Source organism: Rhizomicrobium electricum (genome assembly GCF_011762045.1).
Classification (GTDB): Bacteria; Pseudomonadota; Alphaproteobacteria; order Micropepsales; family Micropepsaceae; genus Rhizomicrobium; species Rhizomicrobium electricum.
Window position 1 is genome coordinate 511,927 of record NZ_JAASQS010000003.1, and the last position, 17,073, is coordinate 528,999.

General features: G+C 61.2%; 9 protein-coding genes and 1 pseudogene. 5 read left to right on the forward strand and 5 right to left on the reverse strand.

Annotated features, from left to right (window positions below; translation table 11 throughout):
* Window positions 1-58 precede the first annotated feature (58 nt).
* Together FHS84_RS22055 and FHS84_RS22220 are read right to left on the reverse strand one after the other, a co-directional pair.
* On the reverse strand, window positions 59-3,946 hold the full coding sequence (locus FHS84_RS22055) for a hypothetical protein (protein ID WP_166932688.1): 3,888 nt from the start codon (window positions 3,944-3,946) through the stop codon (window positions 59-61).
* 346 nt (window positions 3,947-4,292) lie between these two features.
* Entirely contained in the window at window positions 4,293-7,547 is a 3,255-nt protein-coding gene (locus tag FHS84_RS22220; RefSeq protein ID WP_166932690.1) for a pre-peptidase C-terminal domain-containing protein, read from the reverse strand.
* A 965-nt stretch (window positions 7,548-8,512) separates the two neighbouring features.
* Here FHS84_RS22220 and rpsF point away from each other — a divergent pair.
* The 4 genes and pseudogenes from rpsF to FHS84_RS07960 form a co-directional block, all read left to right on the forward strand.
* Window positions 8,513-8,839, forward strand: a pseudogene (gene rpsF / locus FHS84_RS07945) (30S ribosomal protein S6); the annotation flags it as partial.
* A gap of 41 nt (window positions 8,840-8,880) precedes the next feature.
* Window positions 8,881-9,186, forward strand: a complete 306-nt coding sequence (rpsR, locus tag FHS84_RS07950) for a 30S ribosomal protein S18 (RefSeq protein WP_166932696.1) — start codon at window positions 8,881-8,883, stop codon at window positions 9,184-9,186.
* Between the two features lie 9 nt (window positions 9,187-9,195).
* On the forward strand, window positions 9,196-9,789 hold the full coding sequence (rplI, locus tag FHS84_RS07955; protein ID WP_166932698.1) for a 50S ribosomal protein L9: 594 nt from the start codon (window positions 9,196-9,198) through the stop codon (window positions 9,787-9,789).
* 146 nt (window positions 9,790-9,935) lie between these two features.
* A complete protein-coding gene (locus FHS84_RS07960) occupies window positions 9,936-10,409 on the forward strand; it encodes a nuclear transport factor 2 family protein (RefSeq protein WP_166932700.1) in 474 nt (157 codons plus the stop codon).
* A gap of 81 nt (window positions 10,410-10,490) precedes the next feature.
* On the opposite strand, the gene FHS84_RS22060 is transcribed toward FHS84_RS07960, so the two are convergent.
* From FHS84_RS22060 to FHS84_RS07975, 3 genes are all read right to left on the reverse strand, one after another.
* On the reverse strand, window positions 10,491-12,662 hold the full coding sequence (locus tag FHS84_RS22060) for a pre-peptidase C-terminal domain-containing protein (RefSeq protein WP_166932702.1): 2,172 nt from the start codon (window positions 12,660-12,662) through the stop codon (window positions 10,491-10,493).
* 254 nt (window positions 12,663-12,916) lie between these two features.
* The gene (locus FHS84_RS07970; RefSeq protein WP_166932704.1) at window positions 12,917-15,505 is read right to left on the reverse strand and encodes a matrixin family metalloprotease; all 2,589 of its coding nucleotides are present in this window, start codon (window positions 15,503-15,505) and stop codon (window positions 12,917-12,919) included.
* Between the two features lie 175 nt (window positions 15,506-15,680).
* Window positions 15,681-16,037 (reverse strand): winged helix-turn-helix transcriptional regulator, encoded by a 357-nt coding sequence (locus FHS84_RS07975; protein WP_166932707.1) that lies wholly within the window; start codon window positions 16,035-16,037, stop codon window positions 15,681-15,683.
* A 143-nt stretch (window positions 16,038-16,180) separates the two neighbouring features.
* Between FHS84_RS07975 and FHS84_RS07980 the strand changes: the two genes are divergently transcribed.
* The gene (locus FHS84_RS07980) at window positions 16,181-16,933 is read left to right on the forward strand and encodes an SDR family NAD(P)-dependent oxidoreductase (protein WP_166932710.1); all 753 of its coding nucleotides are present in this window, start codon (window positions 16,181-16,183) and stop codon (window positions 16,931-16,933) included.
* The last annotated feature ends 140 nt before the right edge of the window (window positions 16,934-17,073 follow it).

Here is a 17,073-nt window from a genome sequence, read left to right on the forward strand (position 1 = left end):
TGCCCTTAAGGCCCGCTCCTGGTTCAAAAAACCTATCGATACGTTCGGACGGACAATCTCATCCGCCTGCCGTGGCAAACAGCTTGTAGGTGCCGGTCCCGGTGTCGTTGGCCGACGCCACCAGATAACACGTGCCGGTCGACAACGCCGTGAAGCGGATCACCGCGTCGTGGTTGGTCGAGTCATTGGCATAGGTGAGCTGCAAGCCCCGCGCGTCGCAGATCGACAGGAACGGATCGGCCAGCGTGCCGTTGCCGCTGTCGGCCCCCGACAGCGTGAAGGTATAGGTCTGGCCGGCCGTGACGTTCACCGCGAACCAATCCTTGTCGCCCGATGTGCCGATCGTATCGGTGACCGAGCCGCCGACCGTGAGATCGTGGTTGGTCTGTTCCGAGCCGAACGCGCCGTTGGTGGTGCGATGCTCCCAATAGCCGTTCTTGAGATAGTGCATGGCCGCATCAGAAGCGGTGAAACCGCACGTCCCCAGATCGGTGTTGTTGATGAGATAGGCCACCGGATCGAAGGTGACTTTGCGCCCTTCCCAGAAGCCGTTGCGGATGTAGTGCTCCTCCGCCGCCACCGCATCGGTGCCGAACGCGCCGATCAGATCGGTGTAGGAGGCGATATAGGCCAGCGCATTGAACGTGACCTTGCGCCCTTCCCAATAGCCGTTGCGGATATAGTGTTCTTCGGCCGCGGTCTTGTCGTTGTGGAAAGCCACCAGCAGATCGCTGTACGAGCAGACATAGGCCAGCGGATCGAACGTGACTTTGCGGTTCTCCCAGTAGCCGTTGCGGATGTAGTGCTCCGCCGCCGCCTCCTTGTCGTCATGGAAAGCCATCAACAGGTCGCCGTACGAGCACACATACGCCAGCGGGTCGAACGTAACCTTGCGGCCTTCGTAGGAGCCGTTCTTCAGATAGTGCTCGGTCGCTGCGAACTGATCGTCATGGAAGGCGACGATCAGATCGCCGTACGACGCAATGTAGTTCAGCGCGCTGAAGGTGATCTTGCGCCCTTCGGCCTTGCCGTTGTTGAAATAGTGCTTGGCGCCCCACTTCGCGTCGTCGCCGAACGCCCCCATCAGATCCTTGTACGACGCGATGTATTCCAGCGCCTGCAACGGACTGAATGCCTGGGCCTGGAAATCGGCCAGCGTCATCACCTGCTTGGAAGCGTCGAACGAAACCGCCTCGATATTGGTCAGCGTGTCGGTCTCGCCCGCGCCGGTCACGGTATAGCTGCCGTCGGCGTTCGCAACGACCATATAGTCGGTCGCCGATCCTGCGAACATCGCCACATCGGTGCCGGCGCCGCCGTCGAGCGTGTCATTGCCGTCGCCGCCGCTGAGCAGATCGTCGCCGTCGCCGCCGCTGAGCATGTCGTCGCCGTCTTGGCCATTGAGCCAATCCGTGCCGCCGAGACCGCGGACCGTGTCGTTGCCCTCGCCGGCGAAGAACACGTTCGTCTCGCTGTCGCCGGTCAGCGTGTCGCCGTAAGACGATCCGGAAAGGTTGTGAATGTCGACCAGCCGGTCCTTGCCTTCTCCGCCGCCGACATCCTGTGCGGTCGAGATCGTAAGATCGACGTTGACGCCGGACGAGGCCCCGAAATAGCAGGCGAAATCGGTTCCGCCGCCGCCGATAATGGTGTCGTCGCCGCCATTGCCGGTCAGCCAGTCGTCGCCGAGACCGCCGTTGATGACGTTATTGCCTTCATCGCCGAAGAGGAAATCGGCGTAGTTCGAGCCGGTCAGGTTCTCGATGTTCGCGAGTGAATCGGCGCCGAGCCCGCCGCCGACCGTCCCGGACGAGTTCACGAACACCACCACGCTGCTGGTCGCATCGCTATAGCTGACGGTGTCGATGCCGGCGCCGCCGTCGAGCGAGTCATCGCCTGTCCCGCCGCAGAGCGTGTCGTTACCGTCGCCGCCATAGAGTTCGTCGTTGCCGGCGGCGCCATTCAGGCTGTCGTTGCCGGCGTAGCCGTAAATGGAGTCGTTGCCGGCACCGCCGTTCAGGGTTTCACCGGACGCGGTACCGCTGATCGTATTGCCGATGTCGGCCGCCGCAACGGTCTGGTCGGAGAACTGGAGATTTTCGATGTTGGACAGGGTGTCGTTGCCGTCGGCGCCCGAAACCGCGATGTCGCCGTTCGACCATTTCGTCAGGGTATAAGACCCGCGAGCGCCGGAAAACACGGCCGTGTCCGTCCCGACGCCGCCGTCGATCTGGTCGTTGCCGCCACCGCCCTCCAGCGTATCGTTGCCGTCGAAACCGCAGATGTAATCGTCACCGTCCATGCCGCGGATGTTGTCGTCCCGCGACCAGATTCCCATGATGCTGTCGCTGCCGGAGCCGCCGATCATGGCCACGGTATCCGTGGACGCGATCATGATATTGGCGCCGAGCGTGCCGGTGAGCGTCGCAACCCCGTTGCCGCCCAGCACGAGCCCCATCGTGCGATCGGTGAACTGCAGCACCTCGGCGTTGCTGACGCTGCTGTAGTTGGTATCGGTGTCGTTGCTTGCCCGGAAATTGGTGAACAGCGTCCCGTTCGAGATGCCCCACTGGAAAGTGCTGTTTTTGCTGCTCCAAGGCAAAACGACCGTATCGTTGCCGGCACCGCCGTCGATGCGGTCGTGGCTGGTAGCCGAGATGTAGAGCACGTCGTCGCCGTTGCCGCCGGTCAGCGAGTCGTTGCCGGTGCCGCCGTCGAGGACGTCGTTGCCGTCCTGCCCCCACAGCGTGTCGTCGCCGTCTCCGCCGTAAAGCGTATCGCTGCCCGCCCCGCCATACAGGACGTCGGTTCCGGCATAGCCATAGAGCGTTTCGTCGCCCGAGGTCCCGTTCAGCGTATCGTTCGCCGACGAGCCGGTAATCAGGTGCGTGGTGGACAGCGAACTGACGGAAACCGTCTTGTCGCTGAACTTCAAATTCTCGATGCCGGTCAGACGGTCGGTGCCGTCGCTGCCGCCCGACACGATCAGGCTGCCATCGGTGTTGAGTGTGACCGTATAGGACGCATAGGTGCCCGAAAAACACGCCGTGTCGCTGCCCGCATCGCCGCTCAGCGTATCGTTGCCGGCTCCGCCGGTCAGCGTGTCGTCGCCATCGCCACCGTAGAGCGCATCGGCACCCGCCCCACCGTTGAGGACGTCGTTTCCGCCATAGCCATAGAGCGATTCATCGGCCGCGGTGCCGGTTAGCGTTTCGCCGGCGGAGGTTCCGGTAATCACGAGATTGTTGGTCAGCGAGCTGACGGAGATCGTCTTATCGCTGAACTGCAGGGTTTCGATGCCCTCCAGCTTGTCGGTGCCTTCCGCGGCATTGGAGATGACCAGGCTGCCGTCCGCGCTGACCGAAATCTTATAGGCCGAAGAGGCGCCCGAAAAACACGCCGTGTCATTGCCGGAACCGCCGCTCAGGGTGTCGTTGCCCGACCCGCCGGTTAACGTGTCGCTGCCGGTGCCGCCCATCAGAACATCGTCTCCGGCACCGCCGTTGATCGAAATGCTGCATGCCAGCCGGCTGAGATCGAACCTGTCGCTCTTGCTGGAGCCGATGACCTTCAGGCTTTTGATATTCGGCTCGGGCACCGTGAACAGCTTGGTCTGCTCGGTCCATTGCGGCTGCCCATACGTGCCTGTCGAGGTGGTGGCGGTGGAGATCTTCAATTCATGGTACCCGCCCCGCGTTCCGTAGGTGGCCGGAATCAGGACTTTCCGGGCCGGGTGTTTGATGACGATCGGATCCTGCCAGACGTGATTAACGTAGCGGCCGGGACTGATGTACTCGGTGTAGCCGGGCACGGTTTTGTAAGAGCTCTCCTTGATCAGGTATTTTTCCACAGGGACCAAGGTGTCGCTGGTCGTTATCGGCGCCGTCGAGTCCGAGACATCGAAGGTATAAGCGCCGCCACCGTTGTTGGTGAAAGTACCGGTCATCACTCCCCCCTTAAAATTAAACTCAATACAATATGTGCCCGCCGAGATTCCAAATCAGTACAGCACAGTACAGTTCGCACGCTGCGATTGGGTCTATGTAAGTGCAAGTAGAACTATACAAGCTGCGACAATTATCATTCGTCCAGAACTCAACTCATGATCGCTGGTAAATTTCGCTCGTCTGGAACGTGGGTAATCGCGACATCTTGGCATGATTGGCGCACCTCTTCGTCGGTCCTTGCTCCAATCTCCATTTTCCACGACACGTCGGCGCCCTGCCGGCAGTCAGATCAAAAAAGGGCCCGGATCGCTCCAGGCCCTCTTCGTTTCTGACGGAAGACCGCCCTCAGCCGCCTGCCGTCGCGAACAGCTTGTAGGAGCCGGTGCCCGTGTCGTTGGCCGAAGCGACGAGATAGCATGTGCCGGTCGACAAAGCCGTGAAGCGGATCACCGCGTCGTGGTTGGTGCTGTCGTTGGCATAAGTCAGCTGAACCCCGCGGGCATCGCAGATCGACAGGAACGGATCGGCGAGGGTGCCGTTGCCGCCGTCGACGCCGGAGAGCGTGAAGGTATAGGTCTGGCCGGCCGTGACATTCACCGCAAACCAATCCTTGTCGCCCGTGGTGCCGATGGTGTCGGTCACACTGCTGCCAACCGTCAAATCGTGATTGGTCTGTTCCGAGCCGAACGCGCCGTTGGTGGTGCGGTGTTCCCAGTAACCGTTCTTGAGATAGTGCATGGCCGCATCAGAATCGGTGAAGCCGCAAGTCCCCAGATCGGTATTGTTGATGAGATAGGCCACCGGATCGAACGTGACTTTCCGGCCTTCCCAGAAGCCGTTGCGGATGTAGTGCTCCTCCGCGGCTTGCACATCGGTACCGAACGCACCGATCAGATCCGTGTAGGACGCGATGTAGGCCAGCGCATTGAACGTGACCTTCCGCCCTTCCCAATAGCCATTGCGGATATAATGTTCTTCCGCCGCCGTCTTGTCGTTATGGAAGGCGACCACCAGATCGTCGTACGAGCAGACATACGCCAGCGCATCGAACGTGACCTTGCGGTTCTCCCAATAGCCGTTGCGGATGTAGTGCTCCGCCGCTGCTGCCTTGTCGTCGTGGAACGCAATCAGCAGGTCGCTGTACGAGCAGACATAGGCCAGTGGATCGAAGGTCACCTTGCGGCCTTCGTACGAGCCGTTCTTCAGATAGTGCTCCGTCGCCGCCAACTGGTCATCATGGAAGGCGACGATCAGATCGCCATAGGAGCAGAGATAGTTCAGCGCGTTGAAGGTGATGGCCCGCCCTTCGCTCTTGCCGTTGTTGAAATAGTGCTTGGCACCCCACACCGCATCGTCGCCGAATGCGGCCATCAGATCTTTGTAGGACGCGATATATTCGAGGGCCTGCAGCTTCGAGAGCGATTGCGCCTGGAGATCCATCAGCATCACGGTCTGACCGGTGCCGCTGCCAAATGTAACTTTTTCGATATTGGTCAGCGTATCGGTTTCGCTGGCACCGGCCATGGTCGTGCTGCCGTTAGCGTTGGCCGTCACCAGATAATCCGACGCCAGTCCTGCGAGCACCGCCGTATCGGTACCGGCGCCGCCATCGAGCGTGTTGGTGCCGAGGCCGCCGCGAAGCGTGTCGTCGCCGGTGCCGCCACTGATGAAGTCGTCGTACGGGCTGCCGGTCAGACTATCGTCGCCCCCCTTACCGTATAACGTGCCGTTCCAACTACCGAGGGTTAGGTCGTCGGCGTATTCCGTTCCCGAACGGGTGACCGTATTGGTGCCACTGTCTAGCGCTGCTGCGGCCTTAGCCGTACCATCGGCAAGAATGACCACCCAGACACCGCCGTATTCCGCGATACCAATCCGCGTATTGCTCAGTGCAACCATCTTGGAAAAATCGGCAAAACGACTTTTCAGCGTTTTGCAGACTTCGTCGGCACTCTGCCCCTCCGAAGCGACCGCCATCATGACACCATTCGAGGTAACTCCCAGCAGCGCAGCAAGGCCATCGGCGAAGGATTTGCCGTTGCTCCAGGTCTGCGCCCAGTCGTCGCCGCCATAGGCTTGGTTGACGATCGCATCGCGGGCGTAATTCTGCGCCAAGTCCATCGCCTTTCGGTTGGCGGCTGCGAACAATTCCGCATCGGCGACTATCGATGCCGTCCGCAACGTCTTGATATCGGCAAGAAGCTTCATCTCGTCGGTGGAGGCACCATCGCCCACCATCGCACCGAGCGCGACTTCGAACACGCCTCCGCGCGATTGCCAGTTGGTATACGACGACGGAGCATAGGCCAAATCCGATGCCGCAATCACGCCGGATGTGGCGTTCGGCGCCTCGCCCAACTGGACGCCCTTGGTGAGGTAATAATGCAAGGCCGAACCATATGCACCCGATGCAACCGCGGCGCGGGCATCCGCATAGGTGGCGAGATACCAGCCGGCATCGAAGGCAATCGTCTTCGGTTCGGTCAGTGTCTCGGCCACAGCGTTCGAACCGAACAAGGCGATCATCGAAGCACTGCTCGAATGCTGGGAAGCATACTGGTCGTACCAGTTCGCCACCTTCCATTTGATGTAATTACTGGCCGTCTTCTGATAGAGCCACTGGCCGGCGATGCGCCCGCCGACCATCCCGATTTCGATCGAGGTGCCGAGCGTCTGAGCGAAGAAGGGAACGCCAGCAAGCGCACCGGCAAATGCACCAACACCACCGGCGCCCATCAAGGCGCAAAAGTCTGCAAGCTGCACGATGAATTCGCGGGTTCTGTCGCTGGCATTGAGGATGTCGGCCGTACGAAACACTGCATCGATGCCGTAACCGGCCTTGCTGATGATGCCGTTCAGCTTTTCGGCGAGCGGCACGATGTCTTTGCTGCCGACTTCCTTGAGGAGCGTATTCACCAGATCGGCGGCGTCGAGTTGCCCCGATGCAATCTCCTGGCCCAGGGTGGAAGCGATCTTGTCGATGTCCCGCGCTGCATCGACGCCTGTCCGCTTGCTGCTTTTTACCGTGACGACATAGGATTCGCCGGCGGTATAGCCGTGATCATCGAGGACTTCGATCGTATTCCGGCCTGCGCTGTAGTCGAGCGTGAAGGTCCGCGTAATCGAAGGATCGTCCTTCAACGCGACCTGCCAGGTAATCTCGGTATCGTAATCGAGCGTGAACGTGTAGTAGGCCGCCGGATGCGCCGCCGAAAGATCGCCGCTCACGACGGCGTTGTTCAGTGATCCACCGAAGAGAGAAAGCGGCGTCGCACTCCCATTGGCGGCCGCATTGATAATTTTCGGAGGCTGCAGCGGCTGCGCCAGCGAATAGGTGGCATCCCAGAAACGGATACTCTCAACATTCTTCAGCAAAATGCTGATACCAGGAGTTCTTTTAATGTCCGTGACGACAAACCCGTCATCGGTCGACTGGACTTGGTAATCCGCCGCATACCAATGGAGGGTTAGGGTATCGCATCCGTCGCCGCCGTCGAATGTGTTGCCGGACGACGTGGCCAAGACATGGAGATTGGGGTTCGCTGGGTTCGTAACTGTCCCCGAGTCGATGTCGAGCGTGTCGTCGCCGGCGCCTCCCACGAAGCTGTTGTCCGTGAATGCGAGCCTGGCGGTCTGATCGGGATCCGGCTGACTTACATCAGACTTGGCGCTTTGTCCGACAAACCCAGCGATGTCCAGACGGAGGCTGCCACCCGATGGCGAATAGACAAAGGTATTGTTTACAACGTCGAGTTCGACCCCGCCGCCCCGCCCCCCAGCCGCTCCATATTCCGGCCCTCCACCATTTCCACCGTATGCAATCACCTGAACTGTTACGGTGGGCTCATCTCTGCCGTACTGGTCTTTGTATTTGGAAATTCCCGTTATCTTTGAGTCTCTCAGTATCGCCAAAGCACTGCCGCCATCGCCGCCGCTGCCTTTCCCGGCGCAACCGGTACCGCCGCCTCCCCCGTAACTGCTGATACCGAAGGTCAGGTCGCCATCGTGCTGAAAACTGGTGCTCACCGAGGCATCGCCGCCGCCCCCACCGGGTCCACCGGTAAATCCGTCTGTATACGGCGGAAGGCCGCCGCCTATCCCGCCATTGCCGCCCAAGGCGCCAATCGTTGACATATTTTTTGAACTGAAGACGGGAGGCCCAGAATACGTTGCCGCGCTGCCGGCTTCCGCGGCCCCCCATTCTGTGCAGGACCGGACGATCCGTTGGCACCATTACTGCCTTCGACCAGGATTGCTCCACCCTTGGTTGTAACCGTCTGTGGCATTGCCCCCCCCCGTGCCTTGCGCATCCACAACTGTCGCAAGAATTGCATTTGTATTGTTTAGGAGCCAGATGACGTTGGGTAACGCCCCCACCTCCTTGCCCCTCCCGCCCCTTTCCTGTATACGCCCGCGCTCACGATTGCGGTCGCAAGATCCTGGTCGGATTGGGAAATTTTTCCCAGCCTACATAGGCAAGCCGGATGGTCCGGCGTTCTTGCGAGCCAATGCGCGACAGCTCACCCGGCTAGATGCGCACCGCAGTCCGAACAAGGGAACGGGACATGGCTCTTTACGAGCATCTCCTGATCGCGCGCCAGGATATCAGCGCGCAGGCGGTTGACGCCCTTGCCCAACACCTCAAAACCATCGTCGAAGGCGAAGGCGGCAAGGTCGAGAAGCAGGAATACTGGGGCCTCCGCGGCCTCGCATACCGCATCAAGAAGAACCGCAAGGGGCATTACGTGCTCCTCAACATCAACGCCCCGGCCAAGGCCGTCATCGAGCTCGAGCGTCAGCTCAAGATCAACGAAGACGTGCTGCGCTATCTCACCGTGAAGGTGGAAGCGTTCGAAGTGTCGTCGAAGTCGCGCCGTGACGATCGCAGCGATGCGAAGCCGGAAGGCGAAACCGTGAAAGAGGAGACCGCACAATGAGCTTTGGCGGACATTCCGGCGGCGGCGAACGCCGCGATCGCGGCGACCGCGAGGGTGGTCATGGCGGAGCCGGCGGCCAGCGCCGTCCCTTCTTCCGTCGCAAGAAGACCTGCCCGTTCTCGGGCGCCAACGCCCCCAAGATCGACTACAAGGACGTGAAGCTCTTGCAGCGCTTCATCTCCGAGCGCGGCAAGATCGTTCCGAGCCGCATCACGGCGGTTTCCGCCTCGAAGCAGCGTCTGCTGGCCAAGGCCATCAAGCGCGCCCGCTTCATGGCGTTGCTGCCCTACGTGATCGAGTAGGAGGCACTCATGCAAATCATCCTGCTCGAACGCGTCGAAAAGCTCGGCCAGATGGGCGACGAAGTGAAGGTGAAGGACGGCTTCGCCCGTAACTTCCTCCTGCCCAAGAAGAAGGCCCTGCGCGCCACCAAGGCGAACCGCGAATATTTCGCGACCCAGAAGGCGCAGCTCGAAGCCAACAACCTCGAACGCAAGAAGGACGCCGAGGCGGTTGCGACGAAGCTGAAGGGCCAGATCTTCGCGTTGCTGCGTCAGGCCGGCGACCGCGGCCAGCTTTACGGCTCGGTCTCCCCGCGCGACATCGCCGACGCCATCACCAAGGGCGGCTTCACCGTCGCTCGCGGTCAGGTGTCGCTCGACAAGCCGATCAAGACCATCGGTCTGGTTCCGGTGAACGTGATCCTGCACCCCGAAGTGAAGGTGCCGGTCACCATCAACGTCGCCCGCAACGAGGACGAAGCCGAGCGCCAGGCGCGCGGTGAAGACGTGCTCGCCGAGAAGACTCCCGAAGAGGAAGTCGTGGTGGCGGCCGAAGACGTCTTCGAAGAAGGCGCCGGTCCTGCCGAAGACGGCGAAGAGACCGAAGAAGCCGTCGAAGAGTAAGGCGCACGTTTCTTCGCAATGCATATGGAAATGGCCGGGTTCGTCCCGGCCATTTTCTTTTTCGGCCGATGCGTGGCTCTTTTGCGGGTCGCGGACTTGAACGCCGGCGCGCATCGGCTAAATGGGGTTGGTCATAGGAGTTGTGCATGGACGAACCTCGCCCGCCGTTTCCGCCTTTCACCGAAGAAACCGCCGTGCGGAAAGTTCGCGCTGCGGAAGACGGTTGGAATTCCTGCGATCCCGAACGGGTGTCGCTCGCCTATACGTCCGACAGCGCGTGGCGCAATCGCGCGGAGTTCGTCACCGGCCGCGCCGAGATCGTCCGGTTCCTGACGCACAAATGGGCGAAAGAACTCGAGTACCGCTTGATTAAGGAGCTATGGGCCTTCACCGAGAACCGCATCGCCGTCCGCTTTGCCTATGAGTGGCACGACGATTCCGGCAACTGGTTCCGCTCGTACGGCAACGAGAATTGGGAATTCGCCGAGAACGGTCTGATGCGCCGCCGCCTCGCCTGCATCAACGACCGGCCGATCCGCGAGGACGAGCGCAAATTCCATTGGGACCGCACCAAACCGCGCCCCGCCGACCATCCGGGTCTGACGGAGCTTGGTCTCTAGCGGAACGCCCCGGCCGCAGCCGTTCAAAATGAAAGGCCCGGATCGCTCCGGGCCTTTTTCGTTTGTGAGCGAAGGGTTGCTTCAGCCGCCCGCGGTGGCGAACAGCTTGTAGCTGCCGGTCCCGGTGTCATTGGCCGAAGCGACGAGATAGCAAGTGCCGGTCGACAGCGCCGTGAAGCGGATCACCGCGTCATGGTTGGTCGAGTCGTTGGCATACGTCAGCTGAACCCCGTGCGCATCGCAGATTGACAGGAACGGATCGGCGAGGGTGCCGTTGCCGCCATCCACGCCCGAGAGCGTGAAGGTGTAGGTCTGTCCGGCTGTCACCGAAACCGCGAACCAATCCTTGTCGCCAGCCGTTCCGATCGTATCGGTAACCGAACCGCCGACTATGAGATCGTGATTGGTCTGCTCCGAGCCGAACGCGCCGTTGGTGGTGCGGTGCTCCCAGTAACCGTTCTTGAGATAGTGCTCGGTGACATCCGCCGCCGTGAAGCCGCACGTCCCCAGATCGGTGTTGTTGATGAGATAGGCCACCGGATCGAAGGTCACCTTCCTGCCTTCCCAGAAGCCGTTGCGGATGTAGTGCTCCTCGGCCGCCTGCACATCGGTACCGAACGCACCGATTAGGTCTGTGTAGGACGCGATGTAGGCCAGCGCGTTGAACGTGACCTTGCGGCCTTCCCAATAGCCATTACGGATGTAGTGTTCTTCGGCGGCCGTTTTGTCGTTGTGGAAAGCGATCACCAGATCGTCGTACGAGCAGACATAGGCCAGCGCATCGAACGTAACCTTGCGGTTCTCCCAATAGCCATTGCGGATGTAGTGCTCCGCCGCTGCTGCCTTATCGTCGTGAAAGGCGATCAGAAGGTCGCTGTACGAGCAGACATACGCCAGCGGATCGAAGGTCACTTTCCGCCCTTCGTAGGAACCATTCTTCAGATAGTGCTCCGTTGCCGCCAACTGGTCGTCATGGAACGCGACGATCAGATCGCCATAGGAGGCAATGTAGTTCAGCGCGTTGAACGAAATCGTCCGCCCTTCGGCCTTGCCGTTGTTGAAATAGTGCCGCGCACCCCACACCGCATCGTCGCCGAAAGCGCCCATCAGGTCCTTGTACGACGCAATGTATTCCAGCGCCTGCAGCGTCGAGAACGACTGGCTCTGGAACGCTGCCAACGACAGCGTCTGGCCGGTCGCGTCGAACGACGCCTGTTCGATGTTCTTCAGCGTGTCGGTCTCGCCCGCCCCGATCACCGTCAAGGTGCCATCCGTAGCGGTCTCGATGAAATAGTCGCCGGGCTTGCCCGCCAGCGCCACCGTATCGGTACCGTCGCCGCCATCGAGCGTGTTGTTGCCGGCCCCGCCCCGCAACGTATCGTTGCCGCCGAAGCCGTAGAGCTGGTCGTCTCCGGCCAATCCGGTGAGAGTATCGGCGTCGTTGCTGCCTTGGATACGGTCGTTGCCGGCCCTGCCCGTGGTGCCGCCCAAAATCGTCGTCAGTCCGCTATTGAGGGTGACGTCGTATTCCAGCTTGTTGAAGGTCATCGAGCCGGTTCCGGCCGTGACTTCGGCACCGAACTCGAGGCCGGCGATATATTCGTTGCCCTTGACGAGACCTTGCGCCTTCAACTGCGTGAGCAGCACGGCGAGATCGAAAGAGCCGCTCAAGGCGTCGGCACCGGGCTGCGTCGTGCCGGGCTGGACCACCGTGAACGTCCAGCCGCTGGCCCAATTGAGGTTGTTGTAGATCGTCCCGGTATAGGTTCCGCTCGAAAAGGTGCCGGCGCCGGCCGAACTGCCGTACATCGGCCCGATGTGAAGCTGGACCATAACCTCGTTGGTGATGGCCGCGGAGCCGCCGTTCGGCGTATCGGTCAGCCATATCTCGAAGGCGACGTTATGGCCGCCCGCGAAGCCGGTAAGACCGATGTCGTAGTTGATCTCGAGACTGGCGAGATTGGCGAGCGATACCGGAAATACGCCGAGCGGATCGGCCGCGGCCCATTGGCCCCACCATGGCGAACTTCCGAACGTGATCTCGGGATACGCAAAGACCGTGTATCGGTTGGCGGCAGTGAGCGCCGGATAGGACCACGAAAAGGTCGGGTGGTTCGCCAGGTTTCCCGCGTCGTAAGTGATCGACATGGTGTAATCCGTGCCGTAGGTCAGGCTCCCCGACCCCCACGGATTGTTTGTGACCTGCCAGCCCAACCCTTGCGCGCTGGCACCCGAGCCCGAAATCGTCGGCATCCATTCCTCCCGCTGCGCGCTTTATCTGACAGCGCTTTCATATGATAATTCACGAATTGCCGGCCGAAGGCGATGCGGCGCCAAGCCACGAGGCGCGACGTTACCGGTCGCATAGCCACGAACAGGGGCGGGAAAGGCCGGCGCCCCGGTGCGACTGCTTTATTTCACCGCAATCGCGATGCGTGGCGCATACCCCCAAAAAAAAAGGCCCGGACTGCTCCGGGCCTTTTCGTTTCCAGGGCGATGGCCCGGCTTCAACCGACCGGCGTCGCAAACAGTTTGTACGTCCCCGTACCCGTGCCGTTGGCCGAGGCGACGAGATAATAGGTGCCGCTCGACAGCGCCGTGAAGCGGATCGTGGCGTCGTGGTTGGTCGAGTCGTTGGCATAGGTCAGCTGCACGCCGTGCGCATCGCAGATCGACAGGAATGGATCGGCCAGCGTGCCGTTGCTGCCGTCGACGCCCGAGAGCGTGAAGGTGAATGTCTGTCCCGCCGTCAGCAAAACCCCGAACCAATCCTTGTCGCCCGACGTGCCGATGGTATCGTTGACCGAACCGCCGATGAGATCGTGAACGGTCTGCTCCGAACCGAACGCGCCGTTGGTGGTGCGATGTTCCCAGTAACCGTTATTCAGATAATGCTGGGTGGCGTCCTTTGCGGTGAAGCCGCAAGCGCCGAGGTCGGTGTTGTTGAGAAGATAGGCGACCGGATCGAACGTCACCTTGCGGCCTTCCCAATAGCCGTTGCGGATATAGTGTTCCTCCGCAGCCGCCGCGTCGGTACCGAATGCGCCGATCAGATCGGTATAGGAGGCGATATAGGCCAGCGGATCGAACGTGATCTTGCGCCCTTCCCAGAAGCCGTTCCTGATGTAGTGCTCTTCCGCCGCGGCCTTGTCGTTGTGGAAGGCGACCAGGAGATCGCTGTAGGAGCACAGATACGCCAGCGCATCGAAGGTGACTTTGCGGCCCTCCCAATAGCCGTTCCTGAGATAGTGCTCTTCGGCGGCGGTCTTGTCGTCGTGATAGGCGACCACCAGGTCGCTGTAGGAGCAGATATAGGCGAGCGCATCGAACGTGACTTTGCGCCCTTCCCAATAGCCGTTGTGGATATAGTGCTCCGCCGCAGCGGTCTGGTTGTTGTTGAAGGCGATCAGCAGGTCGTTGTACGAGCAGACATAGGCCAGCGGATCGAACGAAACCTTGCGGCCTTCATACGAGCCGTTCTTGAGATAGTGCTCGGTCGCCGCCAGCTGGTCGTCGTGGAAGGCGACGATCAGGTCGCCGTAGGAGCAGATATAGTTCAGGGCATTGAAGGTGATCGCCCGCCCTTCGGTTTTGCCGTTGTTGAAATAGTGGGCGGCGCCCCAGGCGGCATTGTCGCCGAACGCGCCCATCAGATCCTTGTACGACGCGATGTATTCGAGCGCCTTCAGCGTACCGAACGACTGCGCCTGGAACTGCGCCAAGCTCAAAATATTATACGAGCCGGAGGCCCAGGCCTGTTCGATGTTGGTCAGCGTATCGGTTTCGCCGGTGCCGATCACGGTGGTCGTGCCGCCGGTGGTCGTCACGAAATAGTCCGACGCCGCGCCGTTGAAGTAAGCCGTATCGGTTCCCGCTCCGCCATCGAGCGTGTTGCTGCCGGCCCCGCCGCGCAGCGTGTCGTCATCGTCGCCGCCGGAGATGACATCATCTCCCGCGTCGCCGTACAGGTTGTCGTTTCCGGCGCCGCCGGTCAGCGTATCGCTCCCGCCGCCGCCCGTCAGAAAGTCGTTGCCGTCGCCGCCGTAGAGCTGGTCGGCGCCTTGGCTGCCCCCGATCGCATCGTCGCCGGCATCGCCATAGGCCGTGTAGGCGCCGTCGTACCATAGCCAGATACTGTCGGCGCCGTCGCCGCCGTGAATGGTGGCCGTGCCGCTCGACCCGATGATCGTATCGTTGCCGATGTCTCCCGAGATCGCATAGCTCCCATCGGAGCAGGAAACATAGTCGTCGCCAATGCCGCCGGAGATCGTGCCGGTCCCGCCCGACAGGTAAATCTTGTCGTTGCCGCCATCGCCGTTGATGACATTGTTGCAGAAGCCGCCGACGATGCTGTCGGCACCGTCGCCGCCGCTGATCACGTTGTCGCCGTAGACGCCGCGAATGGTATCCGCAGCCGCGCTGCCGCCCTGGGTCAATGTGCCGGTGACGGCGTCCCAGTTCCAGTTCGCGATGCCGGTGCCGTCGGCGCTTTGCGGTCCGTAGAGATGTTGCACCGCCTGGACGTCGTAGGTACCGAGCGAGGTCCCCGCCGTACCGCCGGAGGTGTAGCTCATCACCGTATAGTTATAATTGTCCTGCTCCTTCGGCAGAACCGGATCGCCGTCGAACGGGTGCTTGAAACCGATGGCATGGCCGATCTCGTGCACCAGCACGTGCAGCAGCGAGTCGCCCGCCATGTTCAGCCGGGTATTGACGAACACGTCGCCGCCCAGCGCCCACTGCCCCGTCGAATAAACGCTCGGATAATAGGCATAACCGGCAAAGCCGCTCTCGCCCACCAGATCGAAGTCGATATACGAGAACTGGATGTCGCCCTTGCCCGCGGGCGCCTCCAGAAACACGATGCCGGAAATGTCGGCCCACAACGCCAGCGCCTGACGGGCGGTGACTTGTTCGGCACTGGTGAACGCTCTGACGCTCGCCACCCCTTCGGCGGAATACGTCGCGGACAGATAGGATGAGGGCGCCGTCGGGAAGGAATATGTGACGATGACCGGCGAACTGGTGGGGTTCGTCCCCATGGCCCAGCTATAGTTCGTCAGAATGCTGGTGTAGTCGGCAACAGTCGTCGGCATCATATCCCCCCTAAAGATTACGCAGAGTAATACGGGACGATTCGAGTTTCCACTCACGAACGTGTTGCGAATGCGCGCACGTCAGGCGTGCCGCAAGACGACGCACAATCGCCTCGCGTGCCGAACTGATCTGAATTGAAACAGGAGTGTCCGGATCGCTCCGGGCTTTTCTATTTTATTCCGCTGCAATCTGCGTCGGAAGACTGCCGATGCGGCGGATGTGGCGCGTCCCCCATTCGCACAACGGGCGCGTGGCGATGGCAAGTTCGGCGCCGAACGGCGTGATGCTGTATTCGACCCGCGGCGGCACTTCCTTGAAGTCCTTGCGGCTGACGATGCCGTCGAGTTCCAGCTCCTTCAATTCCTGGATCAGCATCTTCTCGCTGATGCCGGTGACGGCGCGCCTGAGTTCCCCGAAGCGCCTGGCGCCGCCGTTCGACAGCGTCCACAGGATGAGGAATTTCCATTTGCCGCCGATCACGGCGAGAGCCGCTTCCAGGCCACAACTGTAGACCTTCTTGCGCTTGCGCATGCGACGCCTCCCATGAACCTAAAAACCCACCTACCAAAAAGTATGTGCCCCGGATGAGCACATACCAAAAGGTATGTACTGGTAGTTCCGATTTGTACTCCCCACATGGGATGTCACGCAACCGCAAGCACAGGGAACACCCCATGTCAGGCAAGCTGGACGGCAAGATCGCCGTCGTAACCGGCGGATCGACCGGCATCGGTCTCGCCATCGCCAAGGAATTCGTCGCCCAGGGCGCCTACGTGTTCATCACCGGCCGCCGCGCCGCGGAACTCGACAAGGCGGCGACCGAGATTGGCCGCAACGTCACCACCGTCCAGAGCGACGTCGCCAAACTCGAAGATCTCGACCGGCTTTATGACACCGTCGCCAAGCAAAAGGGCCGGATCGACGTCCTCGTCGCCAATGCCGGCATCGGCGAACTGAAACCGACCGCGGACGCGACGCCGGAGCATTTCGACAAGATTTTCGACGTCAATGTGCGAGGCTTGTTCTTCACCGTCCAAAAGGCCGTCAAGCTCTTGAGCGACGGCGCCACGATCGTGCTGACGTCTTCCATCGCGCAGTATGCCGGCATTCCGGGTTTTGCGGTCTATTCGGCGACCAAAGCGGCGGTACGCTCCTTCGCCCGTTCCTGGGCAGCGGAATTCAAAGGCCGCGGCATTCGCGTCAACTCCTTGAGCCCCGGCCCCATCGACACGCCGATCTTCGCCACCATCATGCCCGATCCGAAAGCGGCCGAGGCCGCGCGCCAGCAGTTCGTCGCCGGCGTTCCGCTCGGACGCATCGGCCGTCCCGAAGAGATGGCGAAAGCCGCGCTGTTCCTGGCGAGCGACGACTCCAGCTATTCGACCGGCATCGATCTCGTCGCCGACGGCGGCGCCAGCCAAGTCTGAATTCCCGCGAAAGCAGCCTCCCCCTCCTCTTTCGCGGCCAAGCCCTCCGGAGCAATCCGGAGGGCTTTTCGTTTCGCCCGCGCCCGCATCGCATCTTCACAGACGCGCGGTTAAGCGCCATCTTCGCACCAGCCGGTTTC

Bases quoted from the DNA above. Each gene is read 5' to 3' on its own strand.
- FHS84_RS22055 (WP_166932688.1), bottom strand. From the start codon at position 3,946: ATGACCGGTACTTTCACCAACAACGGTGGCGGCGCTTATACCTTCGAT.
- rpsR (WP_166932696.1), top strand. From the start codon at position 8,881: ATGAGCTTTGGCGGACATTCCGGCGGCGGCGAACGCCGCGATCGCGGC.
- rplI (WP_166932698.1), top strand. From the start codon at position 9,196: ATGCAAATCATCCTGCTCGAACGCGTCGAAAAGCTCGGCCAGATGGGC.
- FHS84_RS07960 (WP_166932700.1), top strand. From the start codon at position 9,936: ATGGACGAACCTCGCCCGCCGTTTCCGCCTTTCACCGAAGAAACCGCC.
- FHS84_RS22060 (WP_166932702.1), bottom strand. From the start codon at position 12,662: ATGCCGACGATTTCGGGCTCGGGTGCCAGCGCGCAAGGGTTGGGCTGG.
- FHS84_RS07970 (WP_166932704.1), bottom strand. From the start codon at position 15,505: ATGCCGACGACTGTTGCCGACTACACCAGCATTCTGACGAACTATAGC.
- FHS84_RS07975 (WP_166932707.1), bottom strand. From the start codon at position 16,037: ATGCGCAAGCGCAAGAAGGTCTACAGTTGTGGCCTGGAAGCGGCTCTC.
- FHS84_RS07980 (WP_166932710.1), top strand. From the start codon at position 16,181: ATGTCAGGCAAGCTGGACGGCAAGATCGCCGTCGTAACCGGCGGATCG.